15 protein-coding genes are annotated in these 17,478 nt (G+C 40.8%); 7 read left to right on the top strand and 8 right to left on the bottom strand.

Annotated features, from left to right (window positions below; translation table 11 throughout):
• Nucleotides 1-44 precede the first annotated feature (44 nt).
• The 3 genes from GJU40_RS16850 to ppx all read right to left on the bottom strand — a co-directional run bounded on the left by GJU40_RS16850 (nt 45) and on the right by ppx (nt 6,099).
• Nucleotides 45-2,144 carry a GGDEF and EAL domain-containing protein gene (locus tag GJU40_RS16850; RefSeq protein ID WP_154309240.1) on the bottom strand — a complete coding sequence of 700 codons (2,100 nt, stop codon included), beginning with the start codon at nt 2,142-2,144 and terminating at the stop codon, nt 45-47.
• A gap of 175 nt (nt 2,145-2,319) precedes the next feature.
• Nucleotides 2,320-4,413: an RNA degradosome polyphosphate kinase gene (locus tag GJU40_RS16845; protein WP_154309251.1), complete on the bottom strand. Its 2,094-nt coding sequence runs from the start codon at nt 4,411-4,413 to the stop codon at nt 2,320-2,322.
• Between the two features lie 159 nt (nt 4,414-4,572).
• Nucleotides 4,573-6,099, bottom strand: coding sequence for an exopolyphosphatase (ppx, locus tag GJU40_RS16840; RefSeq protein WP_154309239.1), 1,527 nt, complete (start codon nt 6,097-6,099; stop codon nt 4,573-4,575).
• Between the two features lie 139 nt (nt 6,100-6,238).
• Between ppx and GJU40_RS16835 the strand changes: the two genes are divergently transcribed.
• Both GJU40_RS16835 and GJU40_RS16830 read left to right on the top strand, forming a co-directional pair.
• Nucleotides 6,239-6,730: a L,D-transpeptidase family protein gene (locus tag GJU40_RS16835; RefSeq protein WP_154309238.1), complete on the top strand. Its 492-nt coding sequence runs from the start codon at nt 6,239-6,241 to the stop codon at nt 6,728-6,730.
• 118 nt (nt 6,731-6,848) lie between these two features.
• Complete coding sequence (locus GJU40_RS16830) at nt 6,849-8,144, top strand: MFS transporter (protein ID WP_154309237.1); 1,296 nt, start codon at nt 6,849-6,851, stop codon at nt 8,142-8,144.
• 103 nt (nt 8,145-8,247) lie between these two features.
• On the opposite strand, the gene GJU40_RS16825 is transcribed toward GJU40_RS16830, so the two are convergent.
• Nucleotides 8,248-8,442 (bottom strand): hypothetical protein, encoded by a 195-nt coding sequence (locus GJU40_RS16825; protein ID WP_154309236.1) that lies wholly within the window; start codon nt 8,440-8,442, stop codon nt 8,248-8,250.
• A gap of 267 nt (nt 8,443-8,709) precedes the next feature.
• Between GJU40_RS16825 and GJU40_RS16820 the strand changes: the two genes are divergently transcribed.
• Together GJU40_RS16820 and GJU40_RS16815 are read left to right on the top strand one after the other, a co-directional pair.
• Complete coding sequence (locus GJU40_RS16820) at nt 8,710-10,221, top strand: HD-GYP domain-containing protein (RefSeq protein ID WP_170289443.1); 1,512 nt, start codon at nt 8,710-8,712, stop codon at nt 10,219-10,221.
• A 124-nt stretch (nt 10,222-10,345) separates the two neighbouring features.
• Nucleotides 10,346-10,825 carry a YkyB family protein gene (locus GJU40_RS16815; RefSeq protein WP_154309234.1) on the top strand — a complete coding sequence of 160 codons (480 nt, stop codon included), beginning with the start codon at nt 10,346-10,348 and terminating at the stop codon, nt 10,823-10,825.
• 29 nt (nt 10,826-10,854) lie between these two features.
• On the opposite strand, the gene GJU40_RS16810 is transcribed toward GJU40_RS16815, so the two are convergent.
• The 4 genes from GJU40_RS16810 to GJU40_RS16795 all read right to left on the bottom strand — a co-directional run bounded on the left by GJU40_RS16810 (nt 10,855) and on the right by GJU40_RS16795 (nt 14,802).
• Nucleotides 10,855-11,397: an HD domain-containing protein gene (locus GJU40_RS16810; protein WP_154309233.1), complete on the bottom strand. Its 543-nt coding sequence runs from the start codon at nt 11,395-11,397 to the stop codon at nt 10,855-10,857.
• 252 nt (nt 11,398-11,649) lie between these two features.
• Nucleotides 11,650-12,552 (bottom strand): chemotaxis protein, encoded by a 903-nt coding sequence (locus tag GJU40_RS16805; protein WP_154309232.1) that lies wholly within the window; start codon nt 12,550-12,552, stop codon nt 11,650-11,652.
• 193 nt (nt 12,553-12,745) lie between these two features.
• Entirely contained in the window at nt 12,746-13,417 is a 672-nt protein-coding gene (locus GJU40_RS16800; RefSeq protein ID WP_170289442.1) for a glycoside hydrolase family 25 domain-containing protein, read from the bottom strand.
• 56 nt (nt 13,418-13,473) lie between these two features.
• A complete protein-coding gene (locus tag GJU40_RS16795; RefSeq protein ID WP_154309230.1) occupies nt 13,474-14,802 on the bottom strand; it encodes an MFS transporter in 1,329 nt (442 codons plus the stop codon).
• Between the two features lie 213 nt (nt 14,803-15,015).
• Here GJU40_RS16795 and GJU40_RS16790 point away from each other — a divergent pair, with 213 nt between their 5' ends.
• The 3 genes from GJU40_RS16790 to GJU40_RS16780 all read left to right on the top strand — a co-directional run bounded on the left by GJU40_RS16790 (nt 15,016) and on the right by GJU40_RS16780 (nt 17,295).
• Nucleotides 15,016-16,299, top strand: coding sequence for an NCS2 family permease (locus tag GJU40_RS16790; RefSeq protein WP_154309229.1), 1,284 nt, complete (start codon nt 15,016-15,018; stop codon nt 16,297-16,299).
• A 127-nt stretch (nt 16,300-16,426) separates the two neighbouring features.
• A complete protein-coding gene (locus tag GJU40_RS16785; RefSeq protein WP_154309228.1) occupies nt 16,427-16,837 on the top strand; it encodes a hypothetical protein in 411 nt (136 codons plus the stop codon).
• Nucleotides 16,834-17,295: a divergent PAP2 family protein gene (locus GJU40_RS16780; protein WP_154309227.1), complete on the top strand. Its 462-nt coding sequence runs from the start codon at nt 16,834-16,836 to the stop codon at nt 17,293-17,295. Before GJU40_RS16785 ends, GJU40_RS16780 begins: the two co-directional genes overlap by 4 nt.
• Nucleotides 17,296-17,478: the final 183 nt, after the last annotated feature.

Below are 17,478 nucleotides of genomic sequence, written 5' to 3'. Positions count from 1 at the left end.
CAGCTTTATGAAAGATGTATTCTTCCTCACAGTGCCCGTGAACATTACTTATATTCCTTTTTTCTAAGGTAGGTTTGCTGAATTTCTGAAGCTGAGAGAGGACTGTCAAAATAAAAGCCCTGTCCAATCTGACATCCGTTTTCCTCAAGAAACAGCAGCTGTTCCTTTGTTTCAACTCCTTCTGCAACTACGCGGAGCCCAAGGCTTTGGGCCAGGTGCAGAATCGTCGTGGTTATAGCTCTGTTTTGTTCATCTAAAAGCAAGTCCTTTACAAACGACTGATCTATTTTTAGTGAATCTATTGGAAATCTTTTTAGATAAGTCAGCGAAGAGTAGCCAGTACCAAAATCATCTATGCTGATAGACAGACCCAGATCCTTTAATCTGCGGATCATTTCATATGCTTCATCAGGATTTGTCAGGGCTCCCTCTGTTATCTCAAGTTCAATTTGAGCGGGCTGCACTTCATATGTCAGCATGAGGGATTGTATCATTTCAACCAGGTAGGGCTGCATAAATTGTTTAGCTGAAAGATTAATTGCCAGTACAGCCTCTGGCAGTCCTTCCTGTTTCCACGTGTACAGCTGCTTCATTGCTTCCTCAAGAATCCATTCACCCAGCGGTATGATCAAACCGGATTCTTCTGCAACAGGTATAAATTCTGCCGGTGAGATAGCGGGGAGATTTGCAGGCTCCCATCTGACAAGAACTTCGAAACTGATCGGTTCCCTTGAACGCAAGTCTATTTGAGGCTGATAGGCCAGCCTGAGCTCTCTGTTTTCAATCGCCCTGCGCAGTCCGGTTTCTATCAGCAGAACATTGCCTGTGTCGCTTTTCATCCTTTCCGCAAACAGCTGATAATCTCCCCTGCCCCTCTTTTTTACCTCGTAGAGTGCTGTATCTGCTGAAATTAACAGCTCATCCAGTGTGCTGCCATGCTTCGGAAAAATGCTGATCCCAATGCTCGGACTAATATAATAGTCGAGTCCGTTTAAATCAATCGGATCATGGAATAACCCCAGCAAAGCAGACGCTCCTGCTTCGGCTTCATCCTCAGAAGCATTATTCAAAAGAATAATAAACTCATCTCCTCCATGCCTGTATACATCAAAAGAAGAATAATCCAGCTGCCGGAACCTGTTGCCAACTTCGATCAGCAGATGATCTCCCACATTGTGCCCCATCGTATCATTCAGCATCTTGAAGCGATCTAAATCAATAAACAACAGTGCGAAAGAATGCTCTTTCTGATTCTGAATCATTTCATGTGCATCTTTTTTTAAAGCGCTTCTGTTTTTCAGGCCGGTAAGAGTATCATAATATGCCATATGTTTAATTCTTTGATCCTGCCGAACCTTTTCTGTCACATCTCTGCATATAAAGAACAAACCGCTGACGGAATCCTGCAAGAAAACCGGTATAGTTTTGCAGTGAAGCGTAACTTCCCCGTGTGATGCAAATGATATTTCCTCTTCTGCTGCTGCCCCTTTCAATGTTTGCTCAAACATCTTGAGTACCCTTTCTTCTTTTTCAGAAAAAAAAGTTTGCAGCTTTTTGCTGATCAGCTGTCTCTCTGACAGACCAGTAAGTTTTTTTGCAGAAGGATTTACAGCGAGAATGGTCCCATCATTCGCCAAAGTAAATATAGCATCAAGGTTATGGTCGACAAGAGATTTATATCTTTGCTGGCTCTCCTTCAGCTGCTGCTGTTCGTTTGCCAGCTGAGTGATATCTCTTGTTACAGAAATAATATACTTTATCTGGCTGTTGTCGTCTTTTATAGGAGAAAGTCTGGATTCTCCTATAACATAGTTCCCCTTGCCAATTTCCACCTGATCCTGAAAAGAAAGAGATTGCCCTGTTCTCATTACTTGTTGATACTTATTATGCAGGTGATCAGCTGCGTCCTTCGGAAGAAGGTCATGCAAACTCATTCCTTCATAGCTGGCGGGAAGTCTTGCGTGTTTTGCTCCTTCATCATTTACAAAGATATATGAAAATTGAAGCGGATTTTGCTCCACTCTCATTAAAAACACAAAATCTTTGATGTGCTTCAGCAATATCGGCAGTATTGTTTCTTTAATATGTTTCTGATGTTCTTCATCCCCAATACTTTCATGTAGATGCTGTAACCAGCTGTTCATTCTACCCCACCTGTCTTCTTGTCCTCTAACTTCATAGTAAAGGCTGTAAAAAAGAAGTGCAAGATGCACTTCTTCAGAATAAATATTTAGGATGCTGAGCAAAACACAGCTTCATCCAGGACTCTTACAACTGGCGAAAAACAGCTGGGCAGCAAATGAGACAGCACGCTTTTTGTTATTCTTCTCCCTCTGTTACTTTGTAAGCCATACCGAAAAGGACTAGCTGGCTGTCGATTTCGGGCTCACCGGGTTCCCTTTCTACATAGTGATAAACACCATGATGATCCTGTTCACGTGCTTTCATATTATCAGCCAGCTGAACATCTAAAATTTTGTTAATCCGCTTTTTAATGCTTCCTTCAAAGATAGGAAAGGATATTTCAACTCTTTTTTCCATATTCCGTGTCATTAAATCAGCGGAAGACAGAAAGGTTTTTTCCTCTCCATTATGATGAAAATAGTATATTCTGCTGTGCTCAAGATATCGGCCAACGATACTTCTCACCTTAATATTCTCGCTGATTCCCTGAATTCCCGGCCTTAAGCAGCAAATTCCCCTGATGATCAGGTCAATCTTAACTCCAGCATTTGAAGCTTCATAGAGCTTTACAATTAGAGGTTTGTCTGTTAAGGAGTTCATTTTTGCAATAATCCGCCCATTTCCAAATCTCCTATGAAACTTTATTTCTTCATCTATCAATGCGATAAATTCACTCCTGATATCAAAAGGAGCCACCGACAAATGATGAAATTCAGGCTTATCTGTGTAGCCGCTTAAATAATTAAAGAAATTGGTAGCATCGATGCCGATCTTTCTTTTAGAAGTTAACAATCCCATATCAGTATATATTTTGGCCGTTTGATCATTATAGTTGCCTGTACCCAAATGGACAAAACGGTCGATGCGGTTATTTTTCTTCCTGACAATCAAAGTGATTTTACTGTGAGTCTTCAAGTGTGTCATGCCATAAATAACGTGGCAGCCGGACTGTTCGAGCTCCTTTGCCCATTGGACATTATTTTCTTCATCAAACCTTGCTTTCAGCTCAACCAGAACTGTCACTTGCTTTCCGGCTTCAGCAGCTGTTTTTAAAGCTTCGATGACTGGGCTTCCTCCGCTTACTCTGTATAAAGTCTGCTTGATTGCAAGTACATCGGGGTCATGTGCAGCTGAAGAAATAAAATCGACCACCGGCTCAAAAGATTCATAAGGATGGTGCAGAAAAACATCCTGCTGTGAAACAGTCTCAAATATATCTGAATCAGAAGGAAGATCAACAGCAGGCTGCGGAATTAAGGTTTGAAAAGTTAAATGATCTTTGAATTGCCCGGCAGACTTTGAAAAGCCAAACAGAAAAGTTAAATCCAGCGGCCCCTCCACTTCATATACATCCTTCTGATGAATTTCAAGCTCGCTCAGCAAATAGTCCAGCAGATTTTGATCATAGCTGTCCTTTAATATTTCAAGTCGAACAGCTGCGCCCCATTTTCTTCTTTTCAGCTCTTTTTCTATTTCAAGCAGTAGATCCCGAGCTCCTTCTTCATGAATGGTTAAATCAGCATTCCTGGTAATTCTGAACTCTGTTACTGATCTGACCCTGTAACCTGTGAAAAGTTTATGTATGAAATGAGAAATTACTTTTTCCAGCATGATCACCTTATAGGAATCTTCCCCGTGATTTATTTCAATATATCGGTCCAATACAGCCGGAACCTGTACAATGGCTCTTTTCACCCTGTAATCTTCATCTTCTTCCTCATCATCTTCAAGAACGATGGCAAGATTCAAACTTTTGTTTAAAAGTGAGGGAAACGGCCTGTATGCATCTACAGCCATTGGCGTCAGCACAGGAAATATATGTTCATCAAAATAGATCTCAAGCTCCTGAAGCTCTGCATCACTTAAGTCCTGTGGATTTAAAATTGAAATTTTCTCATCCGCAAGTTTCGGCTCAAGAATATGGCTGAAACCCTTATACAGCCGGTTAACGAGCTGATGATTTTTTTTAGAAATTTCGGTAAGCTGCTGTTTAGGAGTCATGCCTGCCTTATTTTCAGGCTTGTTAAAACCGGCTTTTACTTGATCTTTAAGACCTGCCACGCGAACCATAAAGAACTCATCCAGGTTGGAACTGAAGATCGCCAGAAACTTTAACCGCTCAAGCAGGGGATTTCTTTCATCAAGGGCTTCTTCAAGAACGCGTTCATTGAAAGCCAGCCAACTGAGCTCACGATTGTTATAATACGTAGGTTTATGTAATTCTGTCATTTGATTGATGTTCGTTGCCACAAACTCTCCACCCTTCTCACACTGTACAGTTGATATAATAGCAATAGCAGCGACTGATATTGTAAATTTATTGTAAATTATTTATTAATATTTTGTTAAGGTCTATTTTCATAAGAAAGAAGCTATCAGTAGACAGCTTCATTTGGCTTTTACGAAATTCACATTAATACTCGACTTCAACGTTTTCTCAAGATGTTTTTTTTCTTTTTCAACTTGATATTGTTCCGGCTGCCAATCATCGCTGCAAGCAACAGTTAAATAATAACCTTCCTCATCTTTAGCTAAACTGATTTCTTTCACAATATTCCGTTTGGTTGCATTCAGGCTGTAGGCAAATTTTAAAAGAGCTCCCATCAAGCGCAAGTTTTTCTGCTCCTCTTTGGAAAACCAGCTCTCATATGGACCGATGTATTGCCTAAAAGAAGCTTTACTTCTATAAGAAGCAACAAGTGCAAGTTTTAATCTCTGCATATGCAGCAAGCCGTCAATCGTCCTGTTCGCGAGCAGGTAAAATGTATGCTGGCTGCTGGATTCAGAATCTATATACTGGCCCAGATTGTAGACAAATGCCCCCCTTTTCAAAAGAACCATTTCTTCTTTTGAAAATGACAGAACGCCTTCCCGGCCCAAAAGAGAAATTAAGTCTGTAAGGATTTTTGTCACATGATAAACATGATTCAGATTAATATCATAATCGGTGGCAAGCTCATAGAAGCTTTCTTCCACAACATTCGGAAATTTACTAACTCCAAAATTTTTTGTAAGCTCCTCATAAAAAATTCCATCACGCAAACCTTTTCTACTGAGGATAAATGTATCGGTATTTATGAGTTCTGCAAGGGTATGAAAGACTTCCACAGCAGGGATAATGATATCAGCACGATCCTTTGACAGACCTTCAACCCTTTGAAGGTCCTGAAATGAGAGTGAAGCCAGGAACCTTTTAATATGATAAATATTTTCCCGGTTCATTTTATACTGATGAACACCTGCAAATGGATATTGTCTTGCTGCCTGATCAATCTGCACCATATTTCTGGCACTGCCCCCAATGCCAACAAGATTCACTTTCTTTCCCTGAATCCATGGCAGACTTTTAAAGCTGCCGGCAATAAAGTCCCTCAGTTTAACAATCTCATTTTCAGAAGGAACGTCTCCTGAAATGAATTGTTTTTTTAGTGACACTGCTCCAAATGGAAAGCTATGATATTCTTTTAATTCTCTATTTTCAAAGTAAGTAACTTCTGTGCTCCCTCCGCCTATATCAACAGTAATTCCTGTTTCTAATGCAGTAGAGTTGGCAACTGCCAAATATCCATAATAGGCCTCTTCATATTCTGAAAGAACCCTCATAGAAAAATCTGTTTTATTTTCAACTGAAGTGATAATTTCCTTTTGATTAACTGCCTGCCTGATTGTTGCTGTTGCAACACACTTGATTTCGTCAAGTTTATGGTGGCGGGTAACTTTTTGAAAGCTGTTTAAAGCAGAAAGCAAAACATCCACTCCGCGGTTTGTCAGAATGTAATCCTCCGTGAGATACTCCCGCAGCCTTGCTACCACTTTTACGTTCTCTATTTCTTTTAAACGGCCGCTTCTGTCCTGCTGGAAAATGACAAGCCGCATTGTGTTTGAACCAATATCAATTATGCCGTATTTCTCCATGCCAACACCCTCTGAATAATTGTTGATCTCATTATAACACACTCTTTATCATGAATTTTCACCCTTGTTGGAACATTCAACAAATCATGACTTCTCTCATAGTTTGGTGTATATCATGCATTTTTGAAAGGAGTACAAAATGATTCATACAGTTAAGCAAGGTGAGTCCCTTTCCAGTATAGCGCTTGATTACAGAACTTCACTTTCTGCCATACTTGCAGCCAATAACATTTCCTCTGCAGCTCTTCTATACCCCGGGCAAAAACTGATGATTCCTGGATTACCTGATCCTTCGACCATTCCCTATCAAATTTTAATCTCTATTTCAGCTAAAAGGCTGACGCTGGTTAAAAACGGACAAGTAATCAAAGCATATCCCATTGCAGTCGGAAGAATGGTTTCTGCCACCCCAGCGGGAGACTATGTCATTGTAAATCGTGAACCTAATCCAGGAGGACCTTTTGGCGCAATGTGGCTCAGCCTTTCTAAAATCCATTACGGCATTCATGGAACCAATGATCCTTCCTCTATAGGCAAAGCCGTCTCAAAGGGGTGCATCAGGATGTTTAATCAGGATGTTCTTGAACTAGCTGGAATTGTGCCGAATGGAACCCCTGTTTTAATTCGCTGAGTAAGAAGCCTGATAGAGGTATGCAAGTAAAAAATTTACAAATAATATATATTAAAATTCCACTTAATCCCTTATAATAACTACAGTACTTGCTAGAAAGCCAATAAGGAGAGCTGCAATGGATATCTTTCGTAACCCAAATTTTGTAAAATTGTTTTTTGCCGCTCTTGCTTCACAAATGGGAACCACTATTGGAAACATGGCCTTTGCTTTTTATCTGCTGGAACATTTCAGCAATCAGCCCTATTACGCTACTTTGGCAGAGCTGATGTATTCTTTGCCGACCATCTTTGTTTTTTTTATAGTAGGAGTAGTTGCAGATAAATTTGACCGTAAAAAGGTAGCGGAAAACTGCGACTGGGTTCGGGCAGGCCTGACTGTACTTCTCTTTGGTTCACTTTTTATCCATTCTGTTCCGCTTATTTTCTTTATTCTTTTTCTAAGGAGCGCTGTTACAAAGTTCTTTTTTCCTGCTGAAAACAGCCTTGTGCAAGGTATTCTTAAAAAGGAGCAGTATGCTCAGGCAGCTGGACTTAACCAGATTTTGTTCAGTTTATTTATGGTATTCGGGGTAGGGCTGGGAGCTCTCGCCTACAAAACTGTTGGAATACACGGAGCTGTTGTGGTCGATTTTATCAGCTTTGTTGCCTCCGGGTTATTAATACGTGCATGTAAAATACCTAAACATGCCCGCCTGCCCAATGGCAATGTCTCCTGGAAGGAAATCAGCATAAGTGGTGCAGCTAAAGATTTTAAAGAAGGAATTCTCTATATTTACAGAAATAAACTGCTTGCATCTCTTATTTTTGGATTTTTTGTTTTCGGGTTTGTTAGCGGCGGGTTTGCCATTTTGCCCATGTTTACGATGAAGTATAAATATTCTCCTGATAATTATGAATTGTACGCTTCCTTTTTTGCCATTGCACTTGGTGTAGGCCTGATAGCAGGCAGTGCAATTGCGGCATATCTTTCCGGAAAAGTAAAAACATATAAACTCATGGTGTTTCCGATCTTTATTGCAAGTACGCTGGTATTTGTGCTGGGTTTTACTGATACATTATCCATTTACTTAGCTGCTGTCTTTTTGCTGGGTATATGTATCGGACCTGTCAATGTAGCAATCGGGGGATGGATGCCCAAAATTGTTCATCCTCGTTTAATGGGGAGAGTAAGCGGATGGATTGACCCGATGATGATGTTTGCCCAATCCCTTACTTTAGGGGCAATTGCCCTCTTATTTCCTAAAATAGTCGTTTCCATAGATTATTTATATTACGGAATGGGAATGATCATTCTCGCGGTATCTATCTTTTATGCAATGACGCTTCCTAAGCTGAGCAGAACAGCTGCTGCACAGGAAAGCTCTTCAGGTCCGTTAAGAAAGAAAAAATCAGAAATCAATTCCGCTCTCTAATCTAAAATCTACAGCTTATTGAGGACAAAAGACTGTGTCCGAAACTTTTTCGGTGTCCTTTGTCCTTTTAGTCTGGCTACATTCATTAAAAAATCTTTTTAGCCTATTTGTTATTAAGATCATTGTCCAATGATTCAATAAAAGCCTCGTTCTCTTCTATCTCATCCAGCAGCAGCTGCCTTGTGTGTTCTCCTTTAACTACCTCCAAATCTCTCTTATAGTCCTGAGTTTGGCTGATTAATTTATTTCTCCATTCTTCTACAGACCGAAATTCTTCCATTCTAGATTCCTGGCTCATGCAATCACCTCATTCTTTCTGCAATCATCTACATTTTAACATACCCGCAGCACGAAAAATTAACAACGGATTGTTTTGAATTTCCTTCCGTTCTTTAGCGCTTATTATGGTTTCCAACATCTCACTTTAGTGCTCACCATATTCGTGAGAGTACCTAGTCTATAAAAAATTCGCTTCATACTTCTCAAAGGAAAGTCGTTTTATGATGAAAAAGACTTATATTTTTAGTATAATAAGGTAAAACAATACAGAAATATGGAGATCACAATGCAGACATATAAGGATTTTTACCTAAGTCTCTTGAAAAACTACTTGATCGGCAGCATTGTTGCCATATTTGGAGCCGGTTCTTTAATTGTTCTATCAACTTTGAGTATTTCTAATGAAGAAACTGTTGTCATCTTGTCTATTATGGCAGTCGCACTTTGTTCGTGTGCCGCCCTTGAGCTCATAGTATTTACGAGACATTTAGCCCCAATCAAAGCAGCATTTTCTCAGAGAAAACCTTCTCTTCACACTCAGGAAAAGGCTTTTCATCAAGCTCAAATGTTTCCAGAGCTTACTTTTAAAAGAATTATGGGTCCACACTTTTTGGGCAGTACAGTGCCTGCCATTTCCCTTGCATATGGTGCAATTTCTGCCGGCTATCTATCAGTACCCCTGCACTATCTTTTTATTGCCGCTTTAGTTTCTTTTATTATTACCTGCATGCATGCTATCATAGAGTTTTTTCTGGCATCGAAAGCGATTAAACCTCTCCTGAAAGCTATCAGATCAAAAACTCTGCTTTATTATCATCATGATCTGGCATTGGGACAGTCTTCCGGAGCTTCCCTAAGAAAAAAAGTATTATATTGCGGCTTATATATTGGAGCGTTTCCTTTGCTTCTCTTCAGTCTCGCCACTCAGTTACAGCTGACAGAAGCTCAATATGGATTATCTGCTGAATACTGGAGCTGGGCAGCAGGAATACTAATCGTTTCCTTTTTCTCCGCCTATGGAGGTGCTTACCTGCTGTTTCAAGGCCTTATAGAACCCATTAACCTGCTTCACAGAGAAATGAAGAGTGTTGGCAGAGGAAAAACTCCTTATATTAACGAGATATATACTGACGAGTTTTCCGAGCTGGTCGGAGGTTTCAACAAAATGGTTCTTTATTTGAATGAACGTGAACAGAAAAACCGCGAACTGCTGGATGGCTTCTTTAAAACACTGGCTTTTACCCTTGATGCGAAAGACCCCTATACTGCCGGACACTCTGTCAGGGTTGCTGAATATTCCGCGTTGATTGCCAAGTGTGCAGCTATGCCGGAAGATCAGATAGAACAATTGAAAAATTCTGCTCTCCTGCATGACATAGGTAAAATCGGGATAAAAGATTCTATACTGTTGAAAGAAGGAAGGCTGACAGAAGAAGAGTTTAATGAAATAAAAAAGCATCCTGTTATAGGTGCACAAATCCTTGCTCAGTCTGGAGATTCAGAGACCATAGCCCCTTTAATACCAGGTGTAAAGTATCATCATGAACGGTACGACGGACAAGGTTATCCAGAAGGGCTTTCAGGAGAGAGAATTCCGGTTTTCGGCAGAATAATGGCTGTGGCAGACGCTTTCGATGCAATGACGTCTGACAGGCCTTACAGGCGAGGCATGAATGCTGCCAAAGCGCTTTCTATTCTGGCAGATGGACGAGGAAAACAATGGGATCCTTATTTTGCGGACATTTTTATTAGTGAGATGAAGAAATCAAAGAATCTGGACATAAAAAAACATGTTTGAAATACATTGAATTGTGGAATAACAAATGCGGGCACCCTTTTACAAGCCTTAATATCTATTTGCTTTATGGGTGCCAAAGAGTATAATTAATACAAGGTATTATGAACTGCAAAGGAGAGAAAATATGGATGACCATAAAAAAATAAGAGAGCTGGAACTCACCACAGATAATATTGCTAAAGCTGTTTATGTTGTAAACCGGCATGCGAAAACTGCTCCTAATCCTAAGTTTCTCTACATGCTTAAAAAGAGAGCTTTACTCAAGCTTCTTGAAGAAGGAAAAGCCTCTAAGGAAGGCCTTCACTTTTCCCAAAATCCTAAATACAGCCAGCAGCAGTCTGACGTACTAGTAGCAGCGGGCGACTATTATTTTCATATGCCTCCTACAAAGGATGACTTCGAAACCCTCCCACATCTAGGGTCTTTAAACAACTCATACCGAAACCCGAAGACAGCGTTATCTTTATACAAAGCGAAAAACCTGCTGCAAGATTATGTAGGGCTGAAAGAAGAAAGTCCAGCACATAAACAACGAGGCAAATCCCAAAAGCAGCCGGTTTATGCCAAGCCTGTTTTCAAAAAGCTTGGAGAAAGTTACTTTTAATAAAAAAATCCCGCAGCCGCGGGATTTTTTTATATGCTCTCTCTGAAAAAATGATTCACTTTTTGTGACAGTTCTTTGAAAAACTTAGGTTGTACTTCATCTTCTTTTATAATGCCTGCCGCAATCGCCTTATAATACCACTGTTGCTGCTCTCTTCCCCGCTTAAAATGCTGCCATATATCTTCACCGAATATTTCATAAGAAGATATGATACTATTTAAATTATCAAGTTTATCTGCTGCAACCAGCGCCCTCTCCTCTAGTGAGGCCCCTTTCAGCTTGGTAATGGTGGCAGATTTTCTATCCTCCCAATCGAGCCGCTTGTCCTCCGTGTTAAAATTGACCAATCCAGCCACATCGGCTCCAAAGTTCAACAATATAATGGTTTCGTTATAATCCGTATCCTCTGCTGCATCATGTAGATAGCCTGCAGCAATGACTTCCTGCCTGAAATCAGCTCTCCGCAGAATATCCGCCACTCCTTGGAGATGAACAAAATAAGATTCTCCAGTGAGTTTTCTGATTTGTCCTCGATGAGCTCTTCTGGCAGCAAGCTCAGCTTTTTTAATCATAAATCTCACTCCTTACTTTCAAGTATCCCCGGAACTCCCTCTGCTGACAACAAGCAAATCTGCCTGCAATATTTACTTTATCATAATAGCAATACCTGTTTTATTGTATGATTGATGCATGACGTTTGAAAGTGAAGTACTTATAGCCCGTATCAGAAATGAAATGTTCCTCTCTGATACGGGCTTTCTTTCCTGCTTGTCCCTATCTCTGCGATTATGTATGGATCAAGAATAAAACACAGTTAGCTCACTTTATAATACATACTTGTCGATTTCAGCTACCAGTTCTCTTATTTCTGGCTTACTCACTTGTGCATCTGCTCCAACCATTTTACCTTTATGCAAAAGGTCGTTTGTTATAAGTGATGAAAAAATAATTACAGGAAGAGTCTGCAAATCTTCTTCTTGTTTTATTCGTTTCGTAAAATGATGTCCGTCCATCTTAGGCATTTCGATGTCAGTAATCACAAGCTGAACATATTCTTCTATGCTGCCTTTTTCACTCTTAAGGTGAAGCAAATATTCCAGGGCTTCTTGGCCATTTTCAAAAAATTCCAGATTTTCATAACCTGCTTCTGTCAGCGTTTCATTTAACAACTTTCGTAACAAAGGTGAATCCTCTGCAATTAAAATGTTTTTTGCAGATCTTGATCGTTTTCCAAGCTTTTGAACAGATTCAACTGTCATTCCTGCTGAAGGATTAATCTCAACAACAATTTTTTCAAAGTCAAGAAGAAGAATCATCTCTCCATTCAGCTGAACGACTCCTGTAACTTGAGTTGCTTCCCCTTGATACATAGAGGAAGGCTTTTCAATCTGCTCCCAGGAAATTCGATGTATCTGTGTAACAGTACTCACCCTGAAAACAAGCTTTTGTTTGTTGAATTCTGTCACAATAAATTTGTCATTTAAACTTTTGTCCAAGGCTACTCCTAATGCATCAGCAATACAGACAACCGGCAGTACTTCTCCCCGCAATTCGATAATTCCCTCTACATATTTGTGTGAATGGGGGATTGCTGTTACTTTGACAGGCATAAGTATTTCTTTTACTTTAATTACATTAATTCCATATGAGCTCCCGCCAACATTAAATTCAACAATTTCCAGTTCGTTTGTTCCGCTTTCCAGCAGAATTCCTTTTTGCTGCTCCATGCTGTTTCTTCCTTCCTCATTTACAAAAAAACATTGTATATGTCTTATTTACTATTATTATCGGCAGCTTTGGCTTTGCTTTAAGTATTAGCAGTTTTCAGTTAGCTTTGTTTCTCCTTAGCTTCCCATATGAATTCCCAGAAATTCCTTATCATCTGAACTTAAAGTGTAAAAGCCTGAATACATCAGGCTTTTAGTATAAATATTTTAGGATTCTATCATCTGCAAGGTTGGCTGCAATCGGAGTATGCTCATTTTCTCCTCCATATTGCCAGATCCACGTATTGCTTCTGCAATGAGGGACTGCTGGTTTGAAGAGAGGCGCCTTTCTCTCAGAAGACATGTATTCATAAGGTCCGCTGCACCAGAGCAGCAAATCTCTTGCTGCTCCCTTGTCATGAGCAGCCATTTTGCAATACGAATTGAAGAACTGCACATTTTGAAATGTATAGTAACAACCGGGCCGGTATCCGGAGGCAAGCACTCTCTCCGTCCAGCCGTACAGCCATTCTGAGTCAATATCTGTCAAACTTCCTATATTGGCAAACAAAGCCTTTTCTTTAGGAACCCCAGCCTTTCTTGCATGAAACACAGCATTTGACGCAGCAATTGTCCCTTTTTCAAACCCGATGGCCCCGGACACTTCATCAAATATCGGCAGAATACGTATGTCCTTTGAATGAAGAAATGCTGCCTCCCTCTCTGACAATGCTACCGAAGCCTTCTGTGATGCAGTGATCACCCTGCCCCAGTATTTAGGGGCACCATATTTTTCTTTTACATATTCATAAAGAAGCGAATCCGCCCGGTAAACAGAATCTACCCCCCAAATTTTGCGAGCCAGGTGTCTCACACCCTTTCTCAACTATCTCCACTACATCTATATGTCAGGAGGGATGTCCCGGACACGCAAAATTCAGGTTAGAAGGATTTATTTTCAGCAGGAATTCTGGCATGAATGATCAAACCTGCAACCACAAGGACCATTAATGATCCAAGAGCAGTTCTGCTGGCAATATTTCCATAATCAGCAAGCAGAAATGTGATTGTTCCATAGAGCAGCGGACCTACAATGGATGATACCTTTCCTGAAAAAGCAAACAAGCCAAAAAACTGCCCTCTTTTCTCCTCAGGAGTAAGCTCTATGATAAAAATTCTTGAAGTCACCCACATGGCTCCCAGAGAAACACCGAATAAGCTGCCCGCAATCCAAAATAATCCCGGAGAGACCGCAAAGACTGCCGCGGCAAGTGCAATGAGAAGAATGTAACCGACCAGCATTACAGCCGTTCTGGCACCCGCTTTTTTTGTGATAAATCCAAAAATAAAGGAGCCTATAATACTTGCGACTGTTGAAACGAGATATAGCAGAATAAATTCTCCGGATGAAAATCCTACTATGGCCCTTGCATAAACAGCCATCATGGCAATAGCAGTTGCAATAGCATCATTTAAAAAGAAATAAGCAAGCATAAATAGAAAAACAGGGCGGTATTGTTTGATTTCTTTAAAGGTCTGAAGTATTTCGCCATAGCCGCTGAAAAACGATTTTTTCTCTGGATGAGGAAGCGGCTTTTCCTTTTCCTTATAAAAGAAAAACAAAGGGAGAGAAAATACTAAAAATAAAAGTGCAGTTGGTATAAATGCCTTGTGAAAATCACCATCTCCAACGTATAAATAGACTGTCAGCCCGACCAGCGTACCGATATAGCCTACTGCTACCCCAAATCCTGAGATGACTGGAAGATCCCGCTTTTCAGCCAGATCAGGCAGCATTGGATCGTAAAAAACCAAGCTGGAGTGGTAAAAGAATTTAGCAAGGACGAACAGGACCACCACAAGGGCAAGCGACAGCGGAATACCAGCAAAGGTTTGCTGAAACTCTATTCCAGCAAATATGCCCATAAGCATTGTACAAGCAACAGAAAGCAGTGTCAGCGGCACAATAAATTTCTTCTTTCTTCCGGTTCGATCTATCAAAACACCATATAGAGGAGAAAAAAGAACTAAAAAGAAACTTGCCGCCGCATTTGCATAGGAGATAAATGTACTCGCTATTTGGTTCAGCCTTTCACTGTCACCAATTGCTTCCTGCAAATAAAAAGGAAAGAAGATGGTAGTAATGTTTGAAGAAAAAATTGTGTTTGCAAAATCATAAAGAGCCCACGACAGGATTGGGAGAGAGATAAATAATTGCAGGGTGCTTCGCTGTGAAGGCAGTTCCGGTTTTTCAGTCTGTAACTGAGACATTTTCTTCTTCCTCTCTGTTTTTGTTCTCCCTCATTATTTCTGCTTGCTCTTTGTCATTTCCTGTCTATTTACATACTTTTTACATAGGAAATGAGGGGGAGAAAAAGTTTTCGTGCATAAAATCACCGGACTTGTTATAATGCTAAATGTAAATCGGCGCTTGCCGGTTAAACGGGCTGGGTTGAGGGTTATTAATAAGGAAGGTACGACCAATTGAATAAGTGGTTTCAATTAAATGAGAGCAGCACAACTGTCAGGCAAGAGCTGATTGCCGGCGTTGTTTCTTTTTTTACTGTTGTATATATTGTCATTGTGAACGCATCTATTCTTGCTGATGCGGGCATTCCTCTTGAAGCTGGAATTATCGCTACTGTACTGACCACAGTGGCAGGATGCCTGTTAATGGGGCTGCTGGGCAATACGCCGATTATTCTAGTCCCTGGGATGGGCGTTAATGCTCTCTTCACCTATACAATTGTCCAGTCGCTTGGACTTTCATGGCAGGAAGCACTTGGAGTTGTCTTTATTTCAGGAGTTTTGTTTGCTGTTATCGCCTATTCAAAGCTGACAGAAGTGATATCAAGTGCGATCCCTAATGCTTTGAAAGAAGCTATAACAGTAGGAATAGGGTTATTTCTGACATTTATCGGTCTGCAAAAGGGCGGCATTGTATCAGCAAGCGAAACAACTTTTGTTAAGGTAGGGAACTTTGGTGATCCTGCTGTTATTGTTACGCTTCTTACACTTATCGTAACCGTGGCACTTTTTGCGCGAAATGTACCAGGTAATTTTCTCATCAGCATCCTGTTTGGTACTGCTGCTGCTTTTGCGCTGGGAGTTGTAGATATTGAAGCTGACACAGGTGAAGCATTCTCTGCCGCGGATTACTTCAATGTGTTTGGTGCATTATCGTTCCAGGCTATCTGGGAAATACCCTTTTGGATTGCAGTGTTTTCCCTCACTATGGTCATTGTTTTTGAAAATATCGGCTTGGTAAACGGCCATGTGAACATGATTCAAAAACCTGAACGGTATAAGCGCTCGCTTCAGGCCAATTCGCTTTCTGCAATTTCATCAGGTGTCTTTGGCACAAGCCCAACCGTCAGTACTGTTGAAACAGCTGCCGGAATTTCTGCTGGAGGACGTACTGGTCTGACAGCAATTACAACTGGCGGGTTGTTCCTTCTTTCGCTGCTGTTTTTGCCATACATTAAATATATTCCCGACAATGCCATTGCTCCGATATTAATCCTGATTGGCGGACTGATGATCACGAATATTCAGAACATAAATCTGAACGATTTTACTGAAAGCTTTCCCGCTTTTTTGATCATTGCATTTATCCCGCTCACCTACAGCATTGTAGATGGGATGGCATTCGGCTTTGTTGCATATCCGTTATTAAAAATTTTGTTGAAACGGCAAAATGAAGTGGAATGGCCGCTTTACATTATCGCTCTGCTGTTTTTAATAAACTTTTTCTTCCACACCGTTTGATGAACCGCTCAATGAGCGGTTTTTTTACGTCTTAAAGAAAGGCACTTTCTACACAAAGAGTGCATGATAACCCTAAAAGTGTCGGACAATAAGAGCGAAGCAGGCAAGTAACGATTGGAGGATACAAATGAGGTATATAACAGTGCTGCTCTTACTTTCCATGTGCTGTGTGGGCTGCAATCAAACAAACTATGACAGCTCCGGTGAGACAAATCAAAATCAGGGACTTCTTCATACCGGAGATGTGGATGCTAAAAGGGATGATCACATCTTAATTGAAGCAAGAAATACTTTGAACACAGGAAGAGAAATGGAAACGATATCACCACAGCAAGCTGAAGACCTGACCAGGAAGAAACTGGACCTGGAGGACAATCATTCTGTCGATATACGCTATCACCATAAAGAGCGAGGATTATATATGATACATGTTTTTGAAAATGGAGAAAATGCATCTCAGAAAACAGGCTGGTATACAGTTGATCCCAGAACGAAAGAATTGAAAAAAGCGGAAGAAAAGCCAGGTGAAGGAATATGAACAGAGGGGTTTGGACAGGACTTACCGCTATAACCGCAGCACAGGGGTTAAAAATAATAACACACAAAAAAGAGCATGGGACATGGGACTGGAAACCTCTATTCCAAACGGGCGGCATGCCGAGCTCCCATTCAGCAGGTGTCTCTTCCCTTGCTGCATATATAGCGGCGAAAAGAGGAGTCTCTTCTATTGAAACAGCCATTGCAGTAATTTTCGGCATCATCGTTATGTATGATGCTCAAGGAATAAGAAGGCATACTGGTGAAATTGCGAAGATTGTTAACGATCTTGACGCAGATATTGAAATACTATCAGGCAAATTCCCAGGTTTATTCAACATCCGTCCTGAACAGCAGGAACTAAATGAGCTGCTGGGCCACCAGCCTGCTGAAGTGGCAGGAGGAGCACTACTGGGAATCGCAATCGGTTTATTTAGTGCTTATACAGAAAAGCGATAGGCGCCGGTCAGCCCTGACAAGCATAAGACAAGCATCTCTAAAAGGCGCTCTTTGCCTTTTTGAGATGATTGGCTTATGACCTCGAAGGGCTGGCGCCTGGAGCTGGACAAATAGAAAAGCGGTAGGCGCCATAAAGAGGAAGTCATGCTAAGTGCGCCACGTCCTGTGGCAACGCATGACTGT

Origin of the sequence: Metabacillus lacus, assembly GCF_009674805.1 — a bacterium.
Taxonomy (GTDB): Bacteria; Bacillota; Bacilli; order Bacillales; family Bacillaceae; genus Metabacillus_C; species Metabacillus_C lacus.
This window is presented reverse-complemented; position numbering and strand designations above follow the sequence as displayed.